General features: G+C 63.7%; 19 protein-coding genes. 13 read left to right on the top strand and 6 right to left on the bottom strand.

Annotated elements, in window-relative coordinates:
* The first annotated feature begins 119 nt into the window (after positions 1–119).
* The 7 genes from cpaB (at position 120) to ACFHWW_RS02465 (ending at position 8,102) form a co-directional block, all read left to right on the top strand.
* Complete coding sequence (gene cpaB / locus ACFHWW_RS02495) at positions 120–929, top strand: Flp pilus assembly protein CpaB (protein ID WP_379937188.1); 810 nt, start codon at positions 120–122, stop codon at positions 927–929.
* A 13-nt stretch (positions 930–942) separates the two neighbouring features.
* The gene (locus ACFHWW_RS02490; protein ID WP_379937187.1) at positions 943–2,478 is read left to right on the top strand and encodes a type II and III secretion system protein family protein; all 1,536 of its coding nucleotides are present in this window, start codon (positions 943–945) and stop codon (positions 2,476–2,478) included.
* A 55-nt stretch (positions 2,479–2,533) separates the two neighbouring features.
* Positions 2,534–3,214 carry a CpaD family pilus assembly protein gene (locus ACFHWW_RS02485; RefSeq protein WP_379937186.1) on the top strand — a complete coding sequence of 227 codons (681 nt, stop codon included), beginning with the start codon at positions 2,534–2,536 and terminating at the stop codon, positions 3,212–3,214.
* Positions 3,215–3,236: 22 nt separating this feature from the next.
* Positions 3,237–4,523, top strand: coding sequence for a CpaE family protein (locus ACFHWW_RS02480; RefSeq protein ID WP_379937185.1), 1,287 nt, complete (start codon positions 3,237–3,239; stop codon positions 4,521–4,523).
* Between the two features lie 62 nt (positions 4,524–4,585).
* Positions 4,586–6,052, top strand: coding sequence for a CpaF family protein (locus tag ACFHWW_RS02475; protein ID WP_379937184.1), 1,467 nt, complete (start codon positions 4,586–4,588; stop codon positions 6,050–6,052).
* Between the two features lie 48 nt (positions 6,053–6,100).
* Entirely contained in the window at positions 6,101–7,111 is a 1,011-nt protein-coding gene (locus tag ACFHWW_RS02470) for a type II secretion system F family protein (RefSeq protein WP_100669915.1), read from the top strand.
* A 7-nt stretch (positions 7,112–7,118) separates the two neighbouring features.
* Positions 7,119–8,102 (top strand): type II secretion system F family protein, encoded by a 984-nt coding sequence (locus ACFHWW_RS02465; protein ID WP_379937183.1) that lies wholly within the window; start codon positions 7,119–7,121, stop codon positions 8,100–8,102.
* 156 nt (positions 8,103–8,258) lie between these two features.
* Here the strand turns inward: ACFHWW_RS02465 and ACFHWW_RS02460 are convergent, their stop codons facing one another.
* Positions 8,259–9,083 (bottom strand): tetratricopeptide repeat protein, encoded by an 825-nt coding sequence (locus ACFHWW_RS02460; protein WP_379937182.1) that lies wholly within the window; start codon positions 9,081–9,083, stop codon positions 8,259–8,261.
* 131 nt (positions 9,084–9,214) lie between these two features.
* Between ACFHWW_RS02460 and ACFHWW_RS02455 the strand changes: the two genes are divergently transcribed.
* The 3 genes from ACFHWW_RS02455 to ACFHWW_RS02445 all read left to right on the top strand — a co-directional run bounded on the left by ACFHWW_RS02455 (position 9,215) and on the right by ACFHWW_RS02445 (position 11,901).
* Positions 9,215–10,606 carry a leucyl aminopeptidase family protein gene (locus ACFHWW_RS02455; RefSeq protein ID WP_379937180.1) on the top strand — a complete coding sequence of 464 codons (1,392 nt, stop codon included), beginning with the start codon at positions 9,215–9,217 and terminating at the stop codon, positions 10,604–10,606.
* An 87-nt stretch (positions 10,607–10,693) separates the two neighbouring features.
* Positions 10,694–11,038 carry a MarR family transcriptional regulator gene (locus tag ACFHWW_RS02450; protein WP_379937179.1) on the top strand — a complete coding sequence of 115 codons (345 nt, stop codon included), beginning with the start codon at positions 10,694–10,696 and terminating at the stop codon, positions 11,036–11,038.
* Positions 11,039–11,046: 8 nt separating this feature from the next.
* Complete coding sequence (locus ACFHWW_RS02445) at positions 11,047–11,901, top strand: NlpC/P60 family protein (RefSeq protein WP_379937178.1); 855 nt, start codon at positions 11,047–11,049, stop codon at positions 11,899–11,901.
* Between the two features lie 195 nt (positions 11,902–12,096).
* Here the strand turns inward: ACFHWW_RS02445 and ACFHWW_RS02440 are convergent, their stop codons facing one another.
* The 5 genes from ACFHWW_RS02440 to ACFHWW_RS02420 all read right to left on the bottom strand — a co-directional run bounded on the left by ACFHWW_RS02440 (position 12,097) and on the right by ACFHWW_RS02420 (position 18,958).
* Positions 12,097–13,056: a 2-hydroxyacid dehydrogenase gene (locus ACFHWW_RS02440; protein WP_379937177.1), complete on the bottom strand. Its 960-nt coding sequence runs from the start codon at positions 13,054–13,056 to the stop codon at positions 12,097–12,099.
* 9 nt (positions 13,057–13,065) lie between these two features.
* Positions 13,066–14,694, bottom strand: coding sequence for an ABC transporter ATP-binding protein (locus ACFHWW_RS02435; RefSeq protein ID WP_100670054.1), 1,629 nt, complete (start codon positions 14,692–14,694; stop codon positions 13,066–13,068).
* An 8-nt stretch (positions 14,695–14,702) separates the two neighbouring features.
* On the bottom strand, positions 14,703–15,836 hold the full coding sequence (locus ACFHWW_RS02430) for an ABC transporter permease (RefSeq protein WP_324762660.1): 1,134 nt from the start codon (positions 15,834–15,836) through the stop codon (positions 14,703–14,705).
* Positions 15,836–16,918, bottom strand: a complete 1,083-nt coding sequence (locus tag ACFHWW_RS02425; protein WP_379937176.1) for a microcin C ABC transporter permease YejB — start codon at positions 16,916–16,918, stop codon at positions 15,836–15,838. Before ACFHWW_RS02425 ends, ACFHWW_RS02430 begins: the two co-directional genes overlap by 1 nt.
* A 180-nt stretch (positions 16,919–17,098) precedes the next feature.
* Positions 17,099–18,958 carry an extracellular solute-binding protein gene (locus ACFHWW_RS02420; RefSeq protein ID WP_379937175.1) on the bottom strand — a complete coding sequence of 620 codons (1,860 nt, stop codon included), beginning with the start codon at positions 18,956–18,958 and terminating at the stop codon, positions 17,099–17,101.
* 293 nt (positions 18,959–19,251) lie between these two features.
* Here ACFHWW_RS02420 and mepA point away from each other — a divergent pair, with 293 nt between their 5' ends.
* From mepA to ACFHWW_RS02405, 3 genes are all read left to right on the top strand, one after another.
* Entirely contained in the window at positions 19,252–20,319 is a 1,068-nt protein-coding gene (mepA, locus tag ACFHWW_RS02415) for a penicillin-insensitive murein endopeptidase (RefSeq protein ID WP_324762663.1), read from the top strand.
* 112 nt (positions 20,320–20,431) lie between these two features.
* Complete coding sequence (locus tag ACFHWW_RS02410; RefSeq protein WP_018093790.1) at positions 20,432–20,812, top strand: methylglyoxal synthase; 381 nt, start codon at positions 20,432–20,434, stop codon at positions 20,810–20,812.
* Between the two features lie 47 nt (positions 20,813–20,859).
* Positions 20,860–21,879, top strand: coding sequence for a glucokinase (locus ACFHWW_RS02405; protein ID WP_379937173.1), 1,020 nt, complete (start codon positions 20,860–20,862; stop codon positions 21,877–21,879).
* Position 21,880 lies beyond the last annotated feature (1 nt).

Genomic DNA, 21,880 nt, shown 5'->3' with positions numbered 1-21,880 from the left:
CCGCCTCAGGCTGGAGCGTAGTCTTCCGTTAACCATCTGCATAAGCAATCCATTAACCATAATTACACCAATTCCTGATCAACCTGATCTCGGGCAATTCTTGGGGGTTTGGGGCGATCATGAGACCGGTGCGCATTATCATTCTGGCGGTGGCCGTCGGCTCGGCTGCCTTGGCCGGGCTGTTGGCGATGAAGCTCACCCGTGCGCCCGCCCCGCAGACGGCGGAACCCGTCATCGAGCAGGCACCGACCATCAACGTGCTGGTCGCCGGCAAGAGCCTGCCGGTCGGCTCCCGTCTCGGTGCCGATTCCATCCATTGGAAGGCCTGGCCGAAGGATGGTGTCGCCGAGGGCATGATAACGGAGGAAAACCGTCCCGCCGCCGTCGAAGATCTTGCCGGCGCCGTCGTCCGCCTGCCGATCTTCACCGGCGAGCCGGTCCGCCGGGAAAAGATCGCCGACGCATCGAACCGGATCATGTCGTCGCTGCTGCCCGCCGGAAAACGCGCCGTCGCTACGGAAATCACGGTTGCGACCGGGGCGGGCGGCTTCATTCTCCCGAACGATCGTGTCGACGTGATCATGGTGCGCAAGTCCGACGGCGATCTCTATCTGACCGAAACGGTGTTGAGCAATGTCCGCGTGCTCGCGATCGACCAGCAGATCGAAGAAAAGGAAGACGGCTCCAAAGCGGTCGTCGGTACGACCGCGACGCTGGAGCTGACGCCGGATCAATCGAAGGTCATGACGGTCGCGCAGCAGATGGCGGACCGCATCTCGCTGGCTCTGCGCAGCGTCGCCGACGCGCAGGAGCCGGATACCACGGCTGCCGACTACCTTCTCAACGGCGACGGCCGGCCGAGCATTCAGGTCATCAAGTCGGGCTCCATCGTCAAGGGCGACGGTGTGGCCCTCCAGAACCAGAAGTGAGGCGGGGCGCAAGGTGAAACCGATCGCAAAAAAGTTTCGGGCGTCTGTCGCAGCCGGCCTTTCCTTCTGCCTGACCTTTTCGGGCATGGCGCTGCCGACCCTCCCGGCCGCCGAGGCCGCCTCCTCCTCGGTGGTGAGGATCGTCGATAGCGGCCCCGGCGCCCGCAAGACCATCAATCTCGGCCTCAACAAGGCGGTCGTCGTGGATCTGCCGAGCGACGCCCACGACATCCTCGTCGCCGACCCGTCGCTCGCCGATGCGATCACCCGCACCTCGCGCCGCATCTATCTCTTCGGCAAGTCCGTCGGCCAGACGAACATCTTCGTCTTCGGCCCGGGCGGCGAGGAGATCGTCAGCCTGGAGGTCGCCGTAGAGCGCGACGTTGCCGGTTTGGAGGCGAACCTTCGTCGCTTCATTCCCGATGCGGATATCAAGGTCGAAATCATTTCGGACAACGTGGTGCTGACAGGCACGGTCCGCACGCCGCTCGACTCGACCAGGGCCGTCGATCTCGCACGCGCTTTCCTGAAGGGTGGCGAGGCGACCACGCGCAACATTACCGCCCAGGGCAATAACGGCGATGCCGATATCTTCGCCGAGGATCGCCAGAGCTCGCAGATCGTCAATCTGCTGACGATCGAGGGCGACGACCAGGTGACGCTGAAGGTCACCGTCGCCGAGGTCAGCCGCCAGGTGCTGAAGCAGCTCGGCTTCAACGGCCGCGTCTCCGATCGCGAAAGCGGCATCAGCTTCCGTAATCCGGCCAATCTCGGCGACGCCATCGGCGTCGGTACGAACGCCCTTATCAAGGGCTCGATCGGTCCCACCACCATTTCGAGCTACATTAACGCGATGGAACAGGCCGGCGTCATGCGCACGCTCGCCGAGCCGAGTCTTACGGCGATTTCCGGCCAGGAGGCGAAGTTCTACGTGGGGGGCGAATTCCGGCTCGCCGGCGTGCAGGAGGTCTCGACCGATGACGAGACCGGCCAAACCACGGTCGAGCGTGAGGTCAACGACGTGGAATACGGCATCCGGCTGAACTTCAAGCCGGTCGTTCTCGGCCCCGGCCGTATCAGCCTCCAGATCGAGACCGATGTCTCGGAGCCGACCTATGAGGGCTCGGTGGTCACCGGCAACAGCATGACGGCTATTCCCGGGCAGACCTTCCTCGGCATCCGCCGGCGCGAGGCCTCGACCAGCGTCGAACTGCCGTCCGGCGGCTCGATCGTGATCGCCGGCCTCGTCCAGGACAATATCCGCCAGGCGATGTCGGGCCTGCCCGCCGCCTCGAAGATCCCGATCCTCGGCACGCTCTTCCGCAGCAAGGACTTCCAGCGCAGCGAGACGGAACTGGTCATCATCGCCACGCCCTACCTCGTCAGGCCGGTTGCCCGCAGCGCGATCTCGCGCCCGGACGACAACTTTAATCCGGCGAACGATCTCGAAAGCTTTTTCCTCGGCCGCGTCAACCGGATCTATGGACGCCCCGAGGCTCAGCCGCCCGCCGGCCGCTATCACGGCAATGTCGGCTTCATCTACAAATAGGCCGGCCATGAAGAAGCGAAGCGCAGCTCGAAACAGTCCCGAAAGGCAGCCTCCGATGGCCCTGAACCGCTTTCTCTATCGTCTGGCCCTGGGGGCGCTCGTCGGCCTGCTGCTGGCTGGCTGCGCCAATAAGGACAGGCTCGCGACCGGTGCTCTTCCGGACGATTACCGCACTCGCCACCCGATCGTGCTGACGGAGGGCGAGCGGACGATCGACATTCCCGTCGCCTCGGGCGACACGCGGCTCACCCAGGGGACCCGCGACGTCATCCGCGGCTTTGCCGCCGAATATCGGAATGCGTCGAGCGGCGTCATCCAGATCATGCTGCCGCGCGGATCGGTGAACGGCCATGCCGCGCAGATCGTCCGCAAGGATATTCGTCGCGTGTTGGCAGCGGGCGGCGTGTCACCGAAGAAGATGATCGAAACCACCTATGACGCCTCCGTGACGGGCGATGCCGCACCGATCCGCCTGAGCTATGTCGCGATAACTGCGCAGACCGCACCCTGCGGCGCGTGGCCGGAAGATCTGGCGCTGAACACGCTGGAAAACCGCAACTACTACAATTTCGGCTGTGCCACCCAGTCCAATCTCGCCGCTCAGATTGCCAATCCGACGGATCTCGTCGGCCCGCGCCAGATGTCGCCGATCGACGCCGAGCAGCGGGGCCAGGTGATCGACAGCTGGCGCGGCACGGAAAAGGGCGACGGCGGAACCACGATCGTCTTCAACTGAAACGGGCCCTCAAGGAAAAGCGATGAACGCGATTGAATACACGATCGAAAGCGGCGCTGCCGGCGATTGGCCCGCGGACGGGTCGCGCCCCGGCGACCTCGAGCAGCTCCGGCCCCTGCCGCGCATCTCGATCCACGCCTTCTGCGAGAGCGAGGCGGTGCAGCGGCTTATGGAGCGTTGCGGCCAGGACCGCCGTATGGCGAAGGTCAGCCTTCGCATCACCGGTGGCGGCATCGCCGCCGCCGCGACCACTTTTGCCAGCGTCTCGACGCCCAATCTGATCATTCTCGAAACCGCGGCCGAGACCGGCTCGCTGCTTTCGGAGCTGGCGCCGCTCGCGGAGGTCTGCGATCCGAGCACCAAGGTCATCGTCATCGGCCGCCATAACGACATCGCTCTCTATCGCGAGCTGATCCGCAACGGCATTTCCGAATATATGGTCGCGCCGGTCGGGATGGCGGATATGCTGAGCGCCGTCTCGGCGATCTTCGTGGATCCGGAGGCGGAGCCGCTCGGACGCAGCCTTGCCTTCATCGGCGCGAAGGGCGGCTGCGGCTCGTCGGTCATCGCCCATAATTGCGCCTGGGGCATTTCCAATCTTTTCTCGACCGAGACGATCCTTGCCGATCTCGATCTACCCTACGGAACCGCCAATATCGACTTCGATCAGGACCCCCCGCAGGGGATCGCCGAGGCCGTATTCGCACCGGATCGGCTGGACGAGGTCTTTCTCGACCGGCTCCTGACCAGATGCTCCGATCATCTGTCGCTGCTCGCCGCCCCCTCCATGCTCGACCGCGCCTATGACTTCGAGACGGGTGCGTTTCAGCCGATCCTGGAAGTTCTTCAGCGCAGCGCGCCCGTATCCGTTCTGGACCTGCCGCATGGCTGGACCGACTGGACCCGCTCTGTGCTTTCCGCGGCCGACGAGGTGGTCATCACCGCCGCCCCGGACCTGGCAAGCCTCAGAAACGCGAAGAATCTGCTCGATGCCTTGAAGAAGTTGAGGCCGAACGACAAGGCACCGCATCTCGTGCTCAACCAGGTGGGCGTGCCCAAGCGTCCGGAGATCGCTCCCGATGAGTTCTGCGCGTCGCTGGAGATCGAAGCCGCAGCGATCATTCCGTTCGATGCGGTCCTCTTCGGCAATGCCTCCAACAGCGGACGCATGATCGCGGAGATCGACCGGAAGTCGCCGGCCGCCGAGACCTTCTCCCAGCTGTCCCACCTCTTGACCGGGCGCACCACCGTGAAGAAAGCCAGACGGGGCGGCCTCGGCAAGGTTCTGGCGAAGCTCGGCAGGCGGTAGCGGACTATTTCCGGTCCCGCACCCGAAGGGGCGGGGATCGATGAAGCAACTGGAATGAACTGATGTTTGGCAAACGCGGAAATGAAGGTTCTGGCAAGGGTGGTGCGCGCGGCTTCTCGCCTGCGCCCCCGATGCCCGCGGTCCAGCTGGTGCCGGTGGAGCGTTCCGCCGCGCCCGTTCTCGGCGAAACGATCGCTGCGCCATCCCGCCCGCAAGCGGCGGCGCCGCCTCCGCGGCGCCGAGCGCCGAGGGCGGAAGATTATTACGACACGAAATCGCAGGTCTTCTCCGCGCTGATCGATACGATCGATCTGTCGCAGCTCTCCAAGCTCGATATCGAGAGCGCCCGCGAGGAAATCCGCGACATCGTCAACGATATCATCACCATCAAGAACTTCGCGATGTCGATCTCCGAGCAGGAGGAACTGCTCGACGACATCTGCAACGACGTGCTCGGCTACGGACCGCTGGAACCATTGCTCGCGCGCGACGACATCGCCGACATAATGGTCAACGGCGCCGGGCAAACCTTCATCGAAGTGGGCGGCAAGGTCGAGGAATCGGAGATCCGGTTCCGCGACAACGGGCAATTGCTGTCGATCTGCCAGCGCATCGTCAGCCAGGTAGGCCGCCGCGTCGACGAATCGAGCCCGATCTGCGATGCGCGCCTGCCGGACGGGTCACGCGTCAACGTCATCGCGCCGCCGCTCGCGATCGACGGTACGGCGCTCACCATCCGCAAGTTCAAGAAGGACAAGCTGACGCTGGAGCAGCTGGTGCGCTTCGGATCGATCACGCCCGAGGCCGCCGTCCTGCTGCAGATCATCGGCCGTGTCCGCTGCAACATCGTCATTTCCGGCGGCACCGGCTCCGGAAAGACGACGCTGCTCAACTGCCTGACGCGCTATATCGACAGCACCGAGCGGATCATTACCTGCGAGGATTCGGCCGAATTGCAACTGCAGCAGCCGCATGTCGTCCGGCTCGAGACGCGCCCGCCGAACATCGAGGGCGAGGGCGAGATCACCATGCGCGACCTCGTGAAGAACTGCCTACGCATGCGCCCGGAGCGCATCATCGTCGGTGAAGTGCGCGGCCCGGAAGTCTTCGACCTGCTGCAGGCGATGAACACCGGCCATGACGGTTCGATGGGAACGATCCACGCGAATACCCCGCGCGAATGCCTCAGCCGCATGGAATCGATGATCGCCATGGGCGGCTATACCCTGCCGGCCAGGACCGTTCGCGAGATCATCTCCGGCTCGGTGGACGTGATCATCCAGGCCTCGCGCCTGCGGGACGGATCGCGCCGGATCACCCACATCACCGAAGTCACCGGCATGGAAGGCGACGTGATCATCACCCAGGACCTGATGCGCTACGAGATCGACGGCGAGGACGCCAATGGCCGCATCGTCGGCCGCCACGTCTCCACCGGCATCGGCCGGCCGCATTTCTGGGACCGGGCCCGTTATTTCAACGAGGACAAGCGGCTCGCTGCGACCCTCGACGCGATGGAAAAGCAATAGGCGAAACGGCTGCGGTCCCGCCGCTCCGAGTAAAGGACAGACCGAGCGATGTTCGGCATAGACATCACCGTCCTGGGATTGGCCGGCCTCGTCGCCCTGGCGGCGGCAGCACTCGCCTATGGTGTGCTCTATCCCCGTATCGAGACAGAGAAAAAGGCGGAAGGCCGCCTGCGCCGGGTCAGCGCCTCGGAGACGGACCGCACCAAGATCAAGGCGGCGCGCGACCGCGTCAACGAGATGTCGAAGCGTCGCAAATCCGTTCAGGATTCGCTGAAGGACCTCGAGAAGAAGCAACAGGAGAAATCCGCCAATGCGGCGCCTTCGATGAAGAAGCGTCTGCTGCAGGCCGGTCTTTCGATATCGATCGCGCAGTTCTATCTGTTCAGTGCGCTTTTCGGGTTGTTCGCCTTCCTTGTCGTCCTCCTGGGAGGGGCCGGACTGATCATTGCCGCAGGCGTCGGCCTGATAGGCGCGGCCGGCCTGCCGCGGTGGATCGTCGGCTCCATGGTCAAACGCCGCTGCAGAAAGTTTCTCGACGAGTTTCCGAATTCGCTCGATGTCATGGTCCGGTCGATCAAGTCGGGGCTGCCGCTGAACGACGCCTTGCGGCTGATCGCGAGCGACGGGCAGGAGCCGGTCAGGACCGAATTCCGCCGTGTCGTCGAGTCCCAGCAGGTGGGCCTCAACGTTCCCGAAGCCTGCGCCCGCATGATTCACAGCATCCCGCTGCCGGAAGTGAACTTCTTCGCGATCGTCATCGCCATTCAGGCGCAGGCGGGCGGCAATCTGTCCGAGGCGCTCGGCAACCTCTCCAAGGTCCTGCGCGAACGCAGGAAGATGAAGGCGAAGGTCAGCGCGCTGTCGATGGAGGCCAAGGCGTCCGCCTGCATCATCGGCGCGCTGCCCTTCATCGTCGCAACCCTCGTCTATCTGACTTCGCCGGACTACATGATGATTCTCTTCACCGACCCGCGCGGCCACATCATCATGGGCGCTTCCGCCGTTTGGATGAGCATCGGCATCTGGGTAATGCGCAACATGATCAACTTCGACATCTGAGGATCCCGTGGCCGGCTGGATAGAGACGCTTACCGATCTGAACATCCTCGTCGCGGCGCTCGTCTCGATGGCCGTGCTCGCCACGTTCTATTCGCTCGTGGCGCCCTTGCTCGAGCGGGGAGACCTCGCGAAGCGGATGAAGTCGGTCGCCACCGAACGGGAGCAGATTCGCGCCCGCGAGCGCGCCCGGCTCAATGCCGAGGCGACGACCGGCAGGGCAAGCCTCAGGGCACAGCACAACACCTCGGTCCGGGAGATCGTCGAGCGGCTGAACCTCAGGAAGGCTCTGGTGGACGACAACACCGTCAACCGCCTGAAGACGGCCGGCTATCGCTCGCAGAACGCGCTCAACACCTTCCTCTTCGCCCGCTTCTGCCTGCCGTTCCTGTTTCTGACCGTTGCGGTTCTCTATATTTTCGTGCTCGGCAATTTTGCCGATAAGCCGATCATGGTCAGAGTGTCCTTCGCCATCGGATTCGCCTATGTCGGCTTCTACGCGCCGAACATCTTCATCGCCAATGCGATCTCCAAGCGCCAGCAGTCGATTCGCCGCGCCTGGCCGGATGCGCTCGATCTCCTGCTCATCTGCGTCGAGTCCGGCGTCTCGATGGAACTCGCCATGCGCCGCGTCGCCGACGAGATAGCCGTGCAGTCGCAGCCGCTGGCGGAGGAACTGGTGCTGACGACCGCGGAACTCTCCTTCCTGCCCGAAAGGCGCATCGCGCTCGAAAATCTCGGCCTGCGCACGGGTCTCGATGAGGTGAAATCGGTGACGCAGGCGCTGATCCAGGCCGACCGCTACGGCACGCCCGTCGCTCAGGCGCTGCGCGTTCTGGCGCAGGAGAGCCGCGACCAGCGCATGACCGCCGCCGAGAAAAAGGCGGCCGCACTGCCGCCGAAGCTGACGGTGCCGATGATCCTGTTCTTCCTGCCGGTCCTCGTCGCCGTCATCCTCGGCCCCGCCGGGATACAGGTGGCGGACAAGTTTTAGGATGGAAAGGCAAAGGTGGTCTACCCGCCGGGGGCGGGAGAAGGGACTGGAGAGGGCGGCATATCCCTTCTCCCCGCCTGCGGGGAGAAGGTCGCGGCAGCGGGATGAGGGGCGCGTGCCGCCACCCTGGCGGGCGGCGGTGCCGGCCGGTCACCTTCAATCCGCCTTCACCGCATCCGCCTTTGCCAGCTGCTTCCACGCGCCCTGCTGAGACAGCATGGAGCGAAGATAGGCGACGTTGGCCTCCGCCTGCTCGGCTGTCAGTTCCTGGCGGGCGATGGCTTCCGCTTCCTGGAAGCGGCCCTGCAGGCCGACGGCAAGCGCGAGGTTCTGGCGCACGCTGCTGCCGGCATCCGGTTGGCTCGCCGCGGATTTGAGGTAGGTCTCGGCCGTCCGCAGATCCTTCGAGAGCAGATAGGACATGCCCAGATTGGAAAGGACCGAGGGCTCGTTGGGCTTGAGGTCCAGAGCCTCGCGATAGCGCAGCCGTGCCTCGGCGGAACGGCCGAGCTGGTCGAGGATGGCGCCTTCCGCGGATTTCAGCTTCCAGTCGGGCCGGTCCGGCGTCTGGGCCCGGCCGATCGTTGCGAGCGCCTGTTCCAGCTGACCCGCTGCGGCCTGGGCCTTGCCGTAGGCTCCGAGCACCTCGCGATCCGCCGGATGGTAGATCGCCACCTGTTGCATGACGGCAAGCGCCTGTTCGTTGCGGCCCGTCATGCGCAGGAGATTGGCGTAGTTGAGCCCGGCCTCCCGGTCCTTCGGATTGCGCTCATAGGCCTTGCCGATGCGTTCGGCGGCGGCAGCGAGTTCGGTCGCGTTCATCGACTGCACCGGCCTCGTGAGCTTCGGGATAGATCCGGTGGTCAGCTCCTTCCTGCCCTGTTGTCCGGCGCAGGCGGAGAGCGACAGCGCCACCATCGCAACGGCAACCCCCGTTGCGATGCGGCACAGGGATAAGGAAAAAGTGTCTTGCATCGTCATCGAAGCCCCAGCCATCCAGTCCTGCACCGGAACTCCAGACAAAAGCGGCGCAACTTTCACTCCAGCAATAATCTGTTAACCCTAACGGAGCGTTAATCGCACCTGTTCGCATCCGCCAGTCGAGGATTCCAATGGCCCCCTATCAGTTCATCGAGCGACCATCGCCGTTCAACACCAGCAACGGCAAGACGCTGCCGATCTTTGCGGTGACGCCCGCGCATATCGAGACGGGGAGCATCGATCCGATCGCGCTCGATTGGGCGAAGAAGGCCGGCTTCAAGGCGGAATCCGGCGCGGTGCTGCTCATCCCCTCGGCCGATGGTCATCTCGGAGGCGCGCTGTTCGGGCTCGGCGCCAACCCGTCCGACACGCCCTTCCTGACCGGCAAGCTCGCCCGGGCGCTCCCGGCCGGCAAATGGCACATCGAAACGGCGCCGCTCACCGCCAATCGGCTGGCTCTCGGCTACGGCCTCGGGTCCTACCGTTTCGAGCGCTACAAACCGTCGAAGACGGATGCGCCGACGCTGCTCATTCCGGCCGATTCGGATGCGACCGATATCAAGCGGGAGCTTGCCGGCGTGTTCCTGGCGCGCGACCTGATCAACACGCCGACCAACGATATGGGACCGGAAGCGCTGGAAGCCGCATTCCGGGCGCTGGCCGCCCATTACAAGGCCGACGTCTCGGTGATTTCCGGCGAAGCCCTGCTGACCGAGAACTTCCCGCTCGTCCACACGGTCGGCCGCGCCAGCGCCGAAGCGCCGCGGCTGCTCGAAATGCGCTGGGGCAGGAAGGGCCACCGGCAGGTGACGCTCGTCGGCAAGGGCGTCTGCTTCGACACCGGCGGGCTGGACATCAAACCGGCGTCCTCGATGCTGCTCATGAAGAAGGACATGGGCGGCGCTGCGAACGTCATGGGCCTTGCGCTGATGATCATGGATGCAAAGCTCAAGGTGGATCTGCGCGTGATCATTCCCGTGGTCGAGAATTCGATCTCGGCGAATGCCTTCCGTCCCGGCGACATCTACAAGAGCCGCAAGGGTCTGACAGTGCAGATCGACAACACCGACGCGGAGGGACGGCTGATCCTCGCCGATGCTCTCGCCTATGCGGACGAGGAGAAGACGGACCTTGTCATCGACATGGCGACCCTGACGGGCGCCGCCCGCGTGGCGCTGGGGCCGGACCTGCCGCCTTTCTTCACGGACGACGATGACCTCGCCCATGATCTTGCCGAAGCGAGCCTGGCCGTGGACGATCCGGTCTGGCGGATGCCGCTCTACAGGGGCTATGACAAGGATGTTTCCGCCCGCATCGCCGATCTCACCAACGCCCCCTCGGGCGGCATGGCCGGCTCGATCACGGCGGCGCTGTTCCTCAAGCGTTTCGTGACGAACGCGAAAAGCTGGGTCCATTTCGACATCTTCGGCTGGGCCCAGTCCGAGCGCCCGCATTCGCCGATCGGCGGTGAAGCTCAGGCGATCCGGGCGCTTTATCATCACATCGGCAGGATAGCGGGGTAGCTATTCGCGCAATCGAGCCGTAAAGAAACGCTTGCGTAACGATCGCCGGCTATGCTCCCGGACACGTGATCCACGCAGGAGTTTCCTTTGCCGGTCGAACTTACCCCTTCTCAGGCGCTGGGGCTCTGGCATGCCGTGTCGCTCGAACAGGTGCGCGTCGACAGCCGCGATCTGACCTTGCGCCAGATGGCGATCCTGTTACAGATTTACCTCGTGCCGCCGCCCCATACGGTGCGCGGCCTCGCCGCGGCGCTCGGGGTGACGAAGCCGGTGATCACGCGCGCGCTCGACACCATGGGTGTGCTCGGCCTCGTCGACCGGATCCGCGACGAGCGCGACAGGCGCAACGTCATCATCAAGCGCACCGTCGAGGGCGCGCTTTATCTTGAAAAGTTCGGCGATCTGATCATCGATCAGGGCCGGAAAATGTGAGCTTATCCATGTCCGAGGTCCTCGACCGCCGCCTGAATGCCTATCGCGAGGATCTCGCGGAGGAACGCCTGCGCGGCATGGTCGACGCAAAGCGCTTCGTGGATGGAACGCCGGCGGCCGTATCCGTGCCGGTGACGCCGCTGCGGGCGCGGCCCGAGGCCGGCTGCGGGACCGATACGGAGCTTCTCTATGGCGAGACGGTGCGCGTGCTCGACGTTGCCGACGGATGGGCGTGGGTCAAGTCCGATCTCGACGGCTATGTCGGCTACGTACCGGAGGATGTCGTGCAGCCCCCGCAAGCGCCGGCGACGCACCTCGTGGCGGTGCCGAGGACGTTCGTCTATCGCGGCGCGGATCTGCGCTTTCCCCAGGCCTTTGCCCTTTCCATGGGAAGCCGGATCGCCGTCTCCGGTGAGGCCGAGACGCGCGGCACGCGCTATTTTCTGCTGGATGGCGGGCTGGCGATCGTCGCCGATCACTGCATCCCCGCAACCGGCGCGCTCACGGATGATTATGTCGCAATCGCGACCCGCTTTCTCGAAACGCCCTATCTCTGGGGCGGCCGCTCCGGCTTCGGCATAGACTGTTCCGGCCTCGTGCAACTCGCGATGCAGATGGCGGGGCGCAATGCGCCGCGCGATTCCGACATGCAGGCAAGCGGACTCGGCCGCCTCATCGAGCGCGAAGATCTCACGCGCGGCGACCTCGTCTTCTGGAAGGGCCATGTGGCGATCATGGAAGACGAGAAGACCCTGGTGCATGCCAACGGACACTCGATGACGGTGGCGCGCGAAGGTCTCGAAGACGCCATCCGGCGCATCGCGTGGCTCTACGCGCAGCCGACGGGATACCGGCGGCCGTGATCCCTGGATTGTCCGGCTCTTGAGCCGCGGCCGCCCCTCATCCGCCTGCCGGCACCTTCTCCCGCTTGCGGGAGAAGGGAATCGCGGATTCGCCTTCGCACCATCTCCACACGCAGGCGCGCCGTGGCGCACGTCCCCTCTCCCCGCATGCGGGGAGAGTGTTAGGCTGAGCGGCGGTCGCTGCGCTCCGCGCAATCAATAGCCGGCTACCTTATCCACCACATGCTCGAGGGGCAGCCCGCGCTCGAAGCGCGCGATCTGCTGCTCCACATGCACAAAGAGCGCCCTGACGTCGGAAGAAGCGGCGACATGCGGCGTCACATACACACCCGGCATGTCCCAGAAGCGGCTTTCCGGGGAGAGCGGCTCCTGTTCGAAGACGTCGAGCGATGCGCCTCCGAGAACACCGGAATCGAGGCAGTCCAGAATGTCGGCCTCGACCTGACTGCCGCCACGGCCGGCATTGATGAAAACGGGCGCTCCGAACGGCCCGTTCTGGCTGAGCTTGGCGAAGAGGGCGGCGTTGAAGATACCCCTGGTATCCGGCGTCAGCGGCAGCAGGCCGACGAGAAAATCCGTCCTGCCGAGAAATGCGTCCAGTCCGGCGGCGTCGTAGGTCTCTACACCCTCGACCACCCGTTTGCTTCGCGACCAGCCGATCACCTTGAAGCCCATCACGGCGAGCTTGCGGGCGGAGTCCTGGCCAAGCACGCCCATGCCCATGATGCCGACCGTCACGTCGGCTGCTTCCGGCTGGCTGAGGTCGCGCCATTCGTGCTTCTTCGCCAGCGCCTCGTAGGCGCGGTGCTGGCGAAGATGCAGGAGGCACTGCATCACCACCCACTCGCTCATCCGCGTCGTCAGCGTCCGGTCGACGAAGCGCACCAGGGGCACGTCGGGCAGGCCCGGCAGCGTCAGCACGTGGTCGACGCCGGCGCCGCCGGAAAAGACCACCTTGAGGTCGGGGGCGCGGGAGAAGAGGTCGGGCGCGGATTTCCAGACCACCGCATAGTCGATGCCGGAGAGGTCGCGCCCCTGATGCGCCGGGTCGGCGAGATCGATCACCTCACGGCCGGGAAAGGCGCCCGCAAGGGCGGCTTCGACCTCCTCGGGGATGAATTTCAGGTCGACTATCACGGGGCTTCTGGCGGACATGACGCAACTCTACTGATGAATGGCGGCGAGATTGACCGCTTCGAGGTTGAAGGCGGCGGCCATCAGCGCCTTGGTATAGTCTTCCGCCGGTGCCTCGAAGATGCGCTCGGCGGGTCCCTGTTCCACGACCTTGCCGAGCCGCATGACGATCACTTCGTTGGCGAGCGCGCGCACGACCCTGAGGTCATGGCTGATGAAGAGATAGGCGAGATTGTGCTTGCGCTGGAGATCGCGCAGGAGATCGACCACCTGGGCCTGCACGCTCATGTCGAGGGCGGAGGTCGGCTCGTCGAGCATGACGAACTGTGGTTTCAGCACCATCGCCCGGGCGATCGCGATGCGCTGGCGCTGGCCGCCGGAAAATTCGTGCGGATAGCGCCAGCGCGTCGCGGGATCGAGGCCGACCTCTTCCAGTGCTGCGGCGACGCGCTGATCGCGCTCGCCGTCCGTCAGCGCCTTCTCGTGGATCTTCAAACCCTCGCCGATAATATCGGCGATCGACATGCGCGGACTCAGCGATCCGTAAGGGTCCTGAAACACCACCTGCATCCGGTTTCTGAGCGGCCGCATCTCGCGGAAACTGTAGGCGTCGATGTCTTCCCCGACGAAGGCGATGCGGCCCTTGGACGAGATCAGTCGCGTCAGCGCAAGGCCGAGCGTCGTCTTGCCGGAACCGGACTCGCCGACCACGCCCAGCGTCTGGCCGGCGCGGAGCGTCAGGTCGATGCCGTCCACCGCCTTGACGTGGTCGACCACCCGGCGCAGGAAGCCCGCCTTGATGGGAAACCAGACTTTCATGTCCTTGGCTTCGATCACGATCGGCCTGGAGGCGTCCGAGGGCGGCGGTTCGCCCCGCGGCTCGGAGGCAAGCAGGTGGCGGGTATAGGCGTGCTGCGGATTGGCGAAGATCTCGGCGGTCGGTCCGGTCTCGACGATCTTGCCCTTGGTCATGACGCAGACCCGATCGGCGATCTTGCGGACGATGCCGAGGTCGTGGGTGATGAACAGCATGGACATGCCGTGCTCGTCCTTGAGCGACTTCAAAAGCTCGAGGATCTGCGCCTGCACCGTGACGTCGAGCGCCGTCGTCGGCTCGTCGGCGATCAAGAGCTCCGGCCGGTTGGCGAGAGCCATGGCTATCATCACGCGCTGGCGCTGGCCGCCCGAAAGCTGATGCGGGTAGGCGCCGAGCCGCTTCTCCGCTTCGCGAATGCCGACCTGCTCGAGGAGCTCCAGCGTTCTCGCGCGGGCGGCCGCACCCTTGAGTTGCTGATGGATTTCCAGGATTTCGCCGATCTGCTGCTCGATCGTGTGCAGCGGATTGAGCGATGTCATCGGCTCCTGGAAGATCATGGTGACGTCGTTGCCGCGGACATGCCTGAGCTCGTCGTCGCTCGCCTTCAGGAGGTCCTTCCCGTTGAAGAGGATTTCGCCGCTCGGATGGCTTGCGGCGGGATAGGGCAGGAGCTTCAGGATCGAGTTGGCGGAGACGGATTTGCCGGAGCCGGACTCTCCGACCAGCGCCACGGTCTCGCCGCGCCTGATGTCGAAGGAGATGCGGTCGACAGCAAGCGAGGTTTCGCCGCCCTGGTGGAAGGCGACGGAGAGGTCGCGCACGGAAAGGAGGGTATCTGTCATCGTCGCGCTCACCGGAACGTCTTTCTCGGGTCGAAGGCGTCGCGCGTCGCCTCGCCGACGAAGATCAAAAGCGACAGCATGATCGACATGGCGAAGAAGGCGGTCAGACCCAGCCAGGGCGCCTGCAGGTTGGACTTGCCCTGCGCGATCATCTCGCCGAGCGACGGGGAACCCGGAGGCATGCCGAAGCCGAGAAAGTCGAGCGAGGTGAGCGTGGTGATCGAGCCCGAAAGAATGAAGGGCAGGAAGGTGAGCGTCGCCACCATCGCGTTCGGCAGCAGGTGACGGTACATGATGGTGCCGTTGCCGACGCCGAGCGCGCGCGCCGCGTTGACATATTCGAAATTGCGGGCGCGCAGGAATTCGGCCCTGACGACGCCGACGAAACCGACCCAGGAAAAGAGCAGCATGATGCCGAGCAGGATGAAGAAGCCCGGCGGCAGGATGGCGGCGATGATGAGCAGGATGTAGAGCACCGGCATCGACGACCAGATCTCGATGAAGCGCTGCATGAGCAGATCGGTCCAGCCGCCGAAATAACCCTGCACGGCACCGGCCGAAACCCCGATCACCGCCGAGGCGATGGTCAGCGCGAGACCGAATAGGACCGAGATGCGAAAACCGTAGATCATCCGCGCCATCACGTCGCGGGCCTGGTCGTCGGTGCCGAGCCAGTTCAGGTTTCCGGCTATGCATCCGGGGTCGTCGACCCCTTGCGGATAGGCGGAGCAGCGCTCTTCTTCGCTCATCAGCCAGAAAGGGGGCGTCGGCGCCGAATGGGGGATGCTGGAGTTGACCGTCTGGTAGGAATAGCGGATCGGCGGCCAGACCATCCAGCCGTTCGCCTCGATCTCGTCGCGGACGAAATCGGACCGATAGTCGGTCTCGGCGAGGAAGCCGCCGAATTTCTCTTCCGGATAATCGATCAGCACCGGGACCAGGATCTCGCCCTTGTAGGAGGCGAGGATCGGCTTGTCGTTGGCGATGAATTCCGCAAACAGGCTGAGGCCGAAGAGGAGAAGGAAGAGCCAGAGAGACCAGTAGCCGCGGCGGTTGGCCTTGAAATTCTGCCAGCGGCGGCGCCCGATCGGCGTGAGCCAGCCCTTTTCCGGCGCGCCGGCATAGGCGGTAGCGGTGCTCATCAGACGTCCCTCCGCTCGAAATCGATGCGCGGGTCGACCCAGGTGTAGATGAGGTCCGAGACGAGGCTGACGACAAGGCCCATCAGCGAGTAGATGAAGAGGGTCGCGAAGACGATGGGATAGTCGCGTTTGACGACCGCGTCATAGCCGAGCCGCCCCAGCCCATCGAGCGAGAATATGTATTCGATGAGCAGCGACCCGGTGAAGAAGGCGGAGATGAAGGCGCCGGGAAAGCCCGCAATGATGATCAGCATCGCATTGCGGAACACATGTCCGTAGAGAACGCGCCGCTCGGTCAGGCCCTTGGCCCGCGCCGTCGTCACATATTGTTTCTTGATCTCGTCGATGAAGGAATTCTTGGTGAGCAGCGTCGTGGTCGCGAAGGCGGAGAGCAGAAGCGTGATCAGCGGCAGCGTCATGTGCCAGAAATAATCGAGGATCTTCTCGTACCAGGGAAGCTGGTCGAAATTGTCGGAGACGAGGCCCCGCAGGGGGAACCAGTCGAAGAAGGATCCGCCCGCAAAAAGCACGATCAGGAGAATGCCGAAGAGGAAACTCGGCACCGCATAGCCGACGATGATGACGCCGGAGGTCCAGACGTCGAAGGTGGAACCGTCGGAGACCGCCTTCCTGATGCCGAGCGGGATCGAGATCGCATAGGAAAAGATCAGGATCCAGACCCCGAGCGAGATCGAAACCGGCATTTTCTGGATGATGAGGTCGATGACCGGCGTATTGCGGAAGAAGCTCTCGCCGAAGTCGAAGCGGATATAGTCCCACATCATCGTGACGAAGCGCTCGAGCGGCGGCTTGTCGAAGCCGAACTGCTTTTCGAGCTTGGCGATGAAATCGGGATCGAGCCCTTGCGCCCCGCGATACTGCCCGCCATCGCCACCGCCGATCGGCATGAGGTCGCCGGCATTGCCGGAAAGCCTGTCGGAGCCGGCCGCGTTGGTGAGGTCGGAGATCACCTGCTCCACCGGCCCGCCCGGCGCGAACTGCACCACGGCGAAGGAGATGGCCATGATGCCGACGATCGTCGGGATCATCAGCAGGAGCCGGCGCAGGATATAGGCACCCATCAGGCGAACCTCTGGATCGACGAATTGCTGGCGAAGCAGACCGGCGCAGCGTCGACTGGAATTGCTCTAATGTGCCTCAAATCCTACATCTCCCAGCGGCTGCGGCCTCTGCGGAGCCGTTCGTGTTTCGTGATTCGTTTCCCGCATTTGGAATCGAGACAGCTCCTGAGCGCAAGAGCTTCATTTTGCAGCCGCGTTTTTCGACCACCACGAATCCGGGAAATCCATCCCGTAATAGGGAAGCTCCTTCGGGCGTGCCAGGTGGTTCCAGTAGGCAACGCGCAAGGCCTTCGAGTAGAAAAGCGGCACGACGTAGTGATGTGCGAGAAGCACGCGGTCGAGCGCCCGTGTCGTCGCGACCAGCTCCTCGCGGTTCGGCGCGAAGACGATTCTCCGGATAAGTTCGTCAATTGCCGGATCAGCGATGCCGGCATAGTTTCTGGATCCCGGCTGGTTGACTGAGGCCGAACCCCAATAGTCGCTCTGTTCGTTGCCGGGCACGAGCGTTTGTGCCCAGATGCCGTAGATCATGTCATAGTCGTAGCTTCTGACGCGGTTGGTGTATTGCGAGTCGTCGACGGTGCGGATGCGAGCATCTATCCCGATCTTCCTTACGCTGTTCACGAACGGTGTGACCGTTCGTTCGAAGGAAGGATTGGACAGAAGGATCTCGAAGCTGAACGGCTCCCCGGTCTTCGCGTTCACCAACCGGCTGCCCTTCAGTTCGTAACCCGCCTCCTTGAAGAGTGCGAGCGCCGTGCGCAGGTTGTCGCGCACCTTTTGGGGATCGCCGTTGACAGGGTTCTTGTAGGGTGTGGTGAAAACGGCGGCAGGAACCTTGTCTTTCAGTTCTTCAAGGATTTCTTTCTCGCGTCCTTCGGGCAGGCCGGAGGAGGCAAGCTCCGTGCCCCAGAAATAACTGTCGACGCGCTGAAACGCGTTGTGTGCGAGGCTGCGATTCAGATCCTCGAAGTCGAAGGCGTAGTTCAACGCTTCGCGCACCCGCTGGTCCTTGAATTTTTCGCGGCGCATATTGGGTACGAAGGCCTGCATTATGCCGGTAGCGCGCAACGGGTTTTCGATCTCCTCTCGGATCACCCGGCCGTCTTTCATCGCTGGAAAGTCGTAGGCCGTAGCCCAATGGCTTGCGCTGTTGTCCTGATAGAAATCGACATTGCCGGCACGGAAGGCCTCGAACTGCACGCTCCTGTCGCTGAAGAAGGCGTAATTGATGGTGCGGAAATTATATCGGCCGACATTCACGTTGAGATCCTTGCCCCAATAGTCGTCCCGCAATTCAAAGCGGATCGAGCCGCCCGCCTGGAACGAGGCGATCTTGTAGGGGCCGGAGCCCATGACCGGCTCCAGTGTCGTGCGGCTGATATCGCGCTTGCTCCCCTTGGCGTCCTGCCCTTCCCACCAGTGCTTCGGCAGGATCGGAAACTGGCCGAGAATGTTCGGCAGTTCGTGGTTATTCTTCTCGTCGAAACGGAAGGTGACGTCGCGTTCGCCTGTCTTTTCCGCCGAAATAACGTGGCGATAGTAGTTGGAAAAAAGCGGATTGTGCTCTTTCACCATGTTGAAGGAGAAGACGACATCCTCCGGGGTCACCGGTTTGCCGTCTGACCACTTGGCCTCTGCCCGCAGGCGAAAAGTGGCGGAGGAGATATCGGCGGGATATGAGATCGCCTCTGCGAGCAGGCCGTAGGATGTGGTGATCTCGTCCTCGGCGGATTTAAGGAGCGTTTCGAAGACCAGCGAAGAAAGGCCGGTCGCCACCTCACCCTTGGCGAGGATCGGGTTGAACGAGTCGAACGTCCCGTTCTCCGAGAGCCGCAGCACTCCGCCCTTTGGAGCATCCGGATTGACGTAATCGAAGCGCGGGAAGCCGTCCTTGTATTTGGGTTCTCCGACCGACGACGTAGCGTGGCGCCAGACGGGCTGTTCCTCGGCGTTGGACGCAGGAGGAACGAGGAGAAGCGCTGCTGTCAGAAACGAGGCCGCGAGGCCAGGCTTCACGGTCCTGCAGAAGTTTGGCATCCGGCCGGTACCCCTTTTTGTTTCAATGTTCTTTTTTAACGAACATAGGCGAAATCAGGGCAATTGACAGAACCTGCCCAAAATCAGGCGAAATTCTTCGGTCACATCCCGGTGAGGCGCAAGGCTGCTGCAACCGCGGCGAATCAGGATAGGAGAGGGCGGCGGACCGAGAGCGCCGCGCGTCCTGCCAGACGCGCAAAGGTCGCTGCAACGCTTCAGGCTGCCGCATGTTTTTGTCCTTTGATCGGGACGAGCAAGAAAACATGCGGTAATGCAAGGTTATGGGGAATGGAATGAGATTTGATGCGCGGGCTGCGCTTCGGCGCTGCGGTTCGACCGTCCTGGCTCTGATCATGGGGGTGAGCCTCGTCTCCGCCGAGGCGGCTGCAAACGACGCTCCCCCGGCCAAGGAACTCTTCGGCGCCAAGGACTTGCCGATGCAGGCGGCGCCGGCTTCGTTCGGCTTCTACTCCAAGGGCTGCCTTGCCGGCGGGGTCGCCATCCCCACCGACGGCCCGACTTGGCAGGCGATGCGCCTGTCGCGAAACCGCCGCTGGGGGCATCCCGCGATGATCGCTCTGATCGAGCGCTTCTCCCACGATGCCGTCGAGAAGATCGGCTGGCCCGGTCTTCTGCTCGGCGACATCTCGCAGCCGCGCGGCGGACCCATGCTTTCGGGTCACGCTTCGCATCAGATCGGGCTCGATGCGGATATCTGGCTGACGCCGATGCCGCAGCGGACGCTGAGCTACCAGGAGCGCGAGACGATTTCCGCGACGTCCATGCTCGACAAGAGCAAGTTCCTGACGGTCGATCCCTCCATCTGGACACCCTCTCACGCCCGGCTGATCATGATGGCGGCGAGCTATCCGCAGGTCGAGCGGGTCTTCGTCAACCCGGCCATCAAGAAAAAGCTATGTGAAACCTGGAAGGGCGACCGCTCGGCGCTCGGCAAGGTCCGGCCGATCTACGGCCACGACTATCATTTCCACATCCGGATCAAATGCCCTGACGGCTCCAAGGGCTGCAAGGACCAGGCCGTGGTTCCGGCGGGTGACGGCTGCGACAAGTCGCTCGCCTGGTGGTTCACGGACGAGCCCTGGGCAAAGCCGACCCAAAAGCCGGCCGCGAAGCCGCAGAAGCCGAAATTCGCGACTCTCGCCGATCTGCCGAAGGCCTGCGCCCTCGTGCTGAACGGTCCGGCACCCGCTTCGGAACAGGAGGCGACCTACGGCACGGCCTATCGCGCTCCTGCCGCCATTCCGGCTGCCGCGACCAGCATAGAGGCCGTAATCAGCGCGGCAGGCGAAGGGCTGCCCGCGAACATTCCCGTACCCCTGCCGCGGCCGGGCCTGCAGTAGCGCCATTGCAATTTGCCGATGCTCATGTATAGGCGTTCAATCGATTTAAATCGGTTCGCATGAGTGCGCCTGCCGCATCTGTGCGTCTTGAACCTTGCCCGGGGGCTCTCGCATGGCAGATCGGAAATGTCTCGCCCTGATCGCCCATGATCAGAAGAAGGATGACCTCGCGTCTTTTGCCAAGGCGAACGAGGCGGTCCTCTCCAAGTGGAAGATCGTCGCCACGGGGACGACCGGCGGACGTGTCCTCGACGTGTGTCCGGCGCTCGACATCGTCCGGCTGAAGAGCGGTCCGCTCGGCGGCGACCAGCAGATCGGCGCGCTGATCGCCACGGGGGACGTGGACTGCCTGATCTTCTTCGTCGATCCGTTGACGGCCATGCCGCACGACGTCGACGTCAAGGCACTGATGCGGCTCGCGATCGTCTATGACATCCCTATGGCGCTCAACCGCGCGACTGCCGAGCAGTTGATCGACTTCAGGCGCAACTGATACATAAACCCCGGACATTCACGCCGCGATCAGGACGGACCTCTGCCATGCCCAATGCGAGTGAACACAGCTTTCCCTTCCCGATCCTGATCGGCGACATCGGCGGCACCAATGCCCGGTTCGCATTGCTCATCGACGCCTACGGCGAACCGAAGCAGCTTGCCCCGATCAGAACGGGCGATTTCGCCACGATCGAGGAGGCGATGCAGAAAAGCATCCTCGACAAGACCTCCGTCCAGCCGCGCTCGGCGATCCTCGCCGTAGCCGGGCCGATCAAGGGCGACGAGATACCGCTGACGAATGCCGGCTGGGTGATTCGCCCGAAGGACATGCTGGCCAGCCTCGGACTGGAGGACGTGCTGGTCATCAACGACTTCGAGGCCCAGGCGCTCGCCATTGCCGCGCCGGCCGATCAGGATGTCGTTCAGATTGCCGGCGGCGCCGTCCGGCCCTTCCATTCGCGCGTCGTGCTCGGCCCGGGTACCGGTCTGGGCGTCGCTGGACTGGTCTATGCGCAGCATACCTGGATACCCGTGCCCGGCGAGGGCGGCCATGTCGATATTGGCCCCCGAACGGAGCGCGACTTCCGGATCTGGCCCTTCCTCGAACCGATCGAGGGACGTATGGCCGGCGAGCAGATCCTGTGCGGCCGCGGCATCATGAATCTCTATCGCGCGGTCTGCGCGGCCAATGGCGAGGAAGCGGTTCTTGCGGATCAGGCGGCCGTGACGACGAGCGCCCTGTCCGGCGCCGATGCGGCGGCGGTCGAAACCGTGTCGCTCTTTGCCACCTATCTCGGGCGCGTTGCCGGCGACATGGCGCTGATCTTCATGGCGCGCGGCGGGGTGTTCCTTGCCGGCGGCATTTCGCAAAAAATACTGCCGGCACTGACGAAGCCCGAATTTCGCGCGGCCTTCGAGGACAAGGCGCCGCATTCGGCGTTGATGCGGACGATTCCGACCTTCGCCGTCATTCACCCCATGGCGGCGCTCTCCGGCCTCGCGGCCTTTGCCCGCACGCCGAGGGACTTCGGTGTTGCAATGGAGGGACGCCGCTGGAGAAGGTGAC

It is taken from the genome of Sinorhizobium sp. P24N7 (assembly GCF_042436655.1).
In the GTDB taxonomy this organism is placed as follows: domain Bacteria; phylum Pseudomonadota; class Alphaproteobacteria; order Rhizobiales; family Rhizobiaceae; genus Sinorhizobium; species Sinorhizobium meliloti_A.
The sequence above is the reverse complement of the archived record's forward strand: the minus strand, read 5'-3'. Positions and strand labels throughout refer to the sequence as shown.

Excerpts from the sequence above, each read along its gene's own strand:
- cpaB (WP_379937188.1), top strand. The coding sequence starts at position 120 with ATGAGACCGGTGCGCATTATCATTCTGGCGGTGGCCGTCGGCTCGGCT.
- ACFHWW_RS02485 (WP_379937186.1), top strand. The coding sequence starts at position 2,534 with ATGGCCCTGAACCGCTTTCTCTATCGTCTGGCCCTGGGGGCGCTCGTC.
- ACFHWW_RS02480 (WP_379937185.1), top strand. The coding sequence starts at position 3,237 with ATGAACGCGATTGAATACACGATCGAAAGCGGCGCTGCCGGCGATTGG.
- ACFHWW_RS02475 (WP_379937184.1), top strand. The coding sequence starts at position 4,586 with ATGTTTGGCAAACGCGGAAATGAAGGTTCTGGCAAGGGTGGTGCGCGC.
- ACFHWW_RS02470 (WP_100669915.1), top strand. The coding sequence starts at position 6,101 with ATGTTCGGCATAGACATCACCGTCCTGGGATTGGCCGGCCTCGTCGCC.
- ACFHWW_RS02460 (WP_379937182.1), bottom strand. The coding sequence starts at position 9,083 with ATGACGATGCAAGACACTTTTTCCTTATCCCTGTGCCGCATCGCAACG.
- ACFHWW_RS02455 (WP_379937180.1), top strand. The coding sequence starts at position 9,215 with ATGGCCCCCTATCAGTTCATCGAGCGACCATCGCCGTTCAACACCAGC.
- ACFHWW_RS02445 (WP_379937178.1), top strand. The coding sequence starts at position 11,047 with ATGTCCGAGGTCCTCGACCGCCGCCTGAATGCCTATCGCGAGGATCTC.
- ACFHWW_RS02440 (WP_379937177.1), bottom strand. The coding sequence starts at position 13,056 with ATGTCCGCCAGAAGCCCCGTGATAGTCGACCTGAAATTCATCCCCGAG.
- ACFHWW_RS02435 (WP_100670054.1), bottom strand. The coding sequence starts at position 14,694 with ATGACAGATACCCTCCTTTCCGTGCGCGACCTCTCCGTCGCCTTCCAC.
- ACFHWW_RS02430 (WP_324762660.1), bottom strand. The coding sequence starts at position 15,836 with ATGAGCACCGCTACCGCCTATGCCGGCGCGCCGGAAAAGGGCTGGCTC.
- ACFHWW_RS02425 (WP_379937176.1), bottom strand. The coding sequence starts at position 16,918 with ATGGGTGCCTATATCCTGCGCCGGCTCCTGCTGATGATCCCGACGATC.
- ACFHWW_RS02420 (WP_379937175.1), bottom strand. The coding sequence starts at position 18,958 with ATGCCAAACTTCTGCAGGACCGTGAAGCCTGGCCTCGCGGCCTCGTTT.
- mepA (WP_324762663.1), top strand. The coding sequence starts at position 19,252 with ATGAGATTTGATGCGCGGGCTGCGCTTCGGCGCTGCGGTTCGACCGTC.
- ACFHWW_RS02410 (WP_018093790.1), top strand. The coding sequence starts at position 20,432 with ATGGCAGATCGGAAATGTCTCGCCCTGATCGCCCATGATCAGAAGAAG.
- ACFHWW_RS02405 (WP_379937173.1), top strand. The coding sequence starts at position 20,860 with ATGCCCAATGCGAGTGAACACAGCTTTCCCTTCCCGATCCTGATCGGC.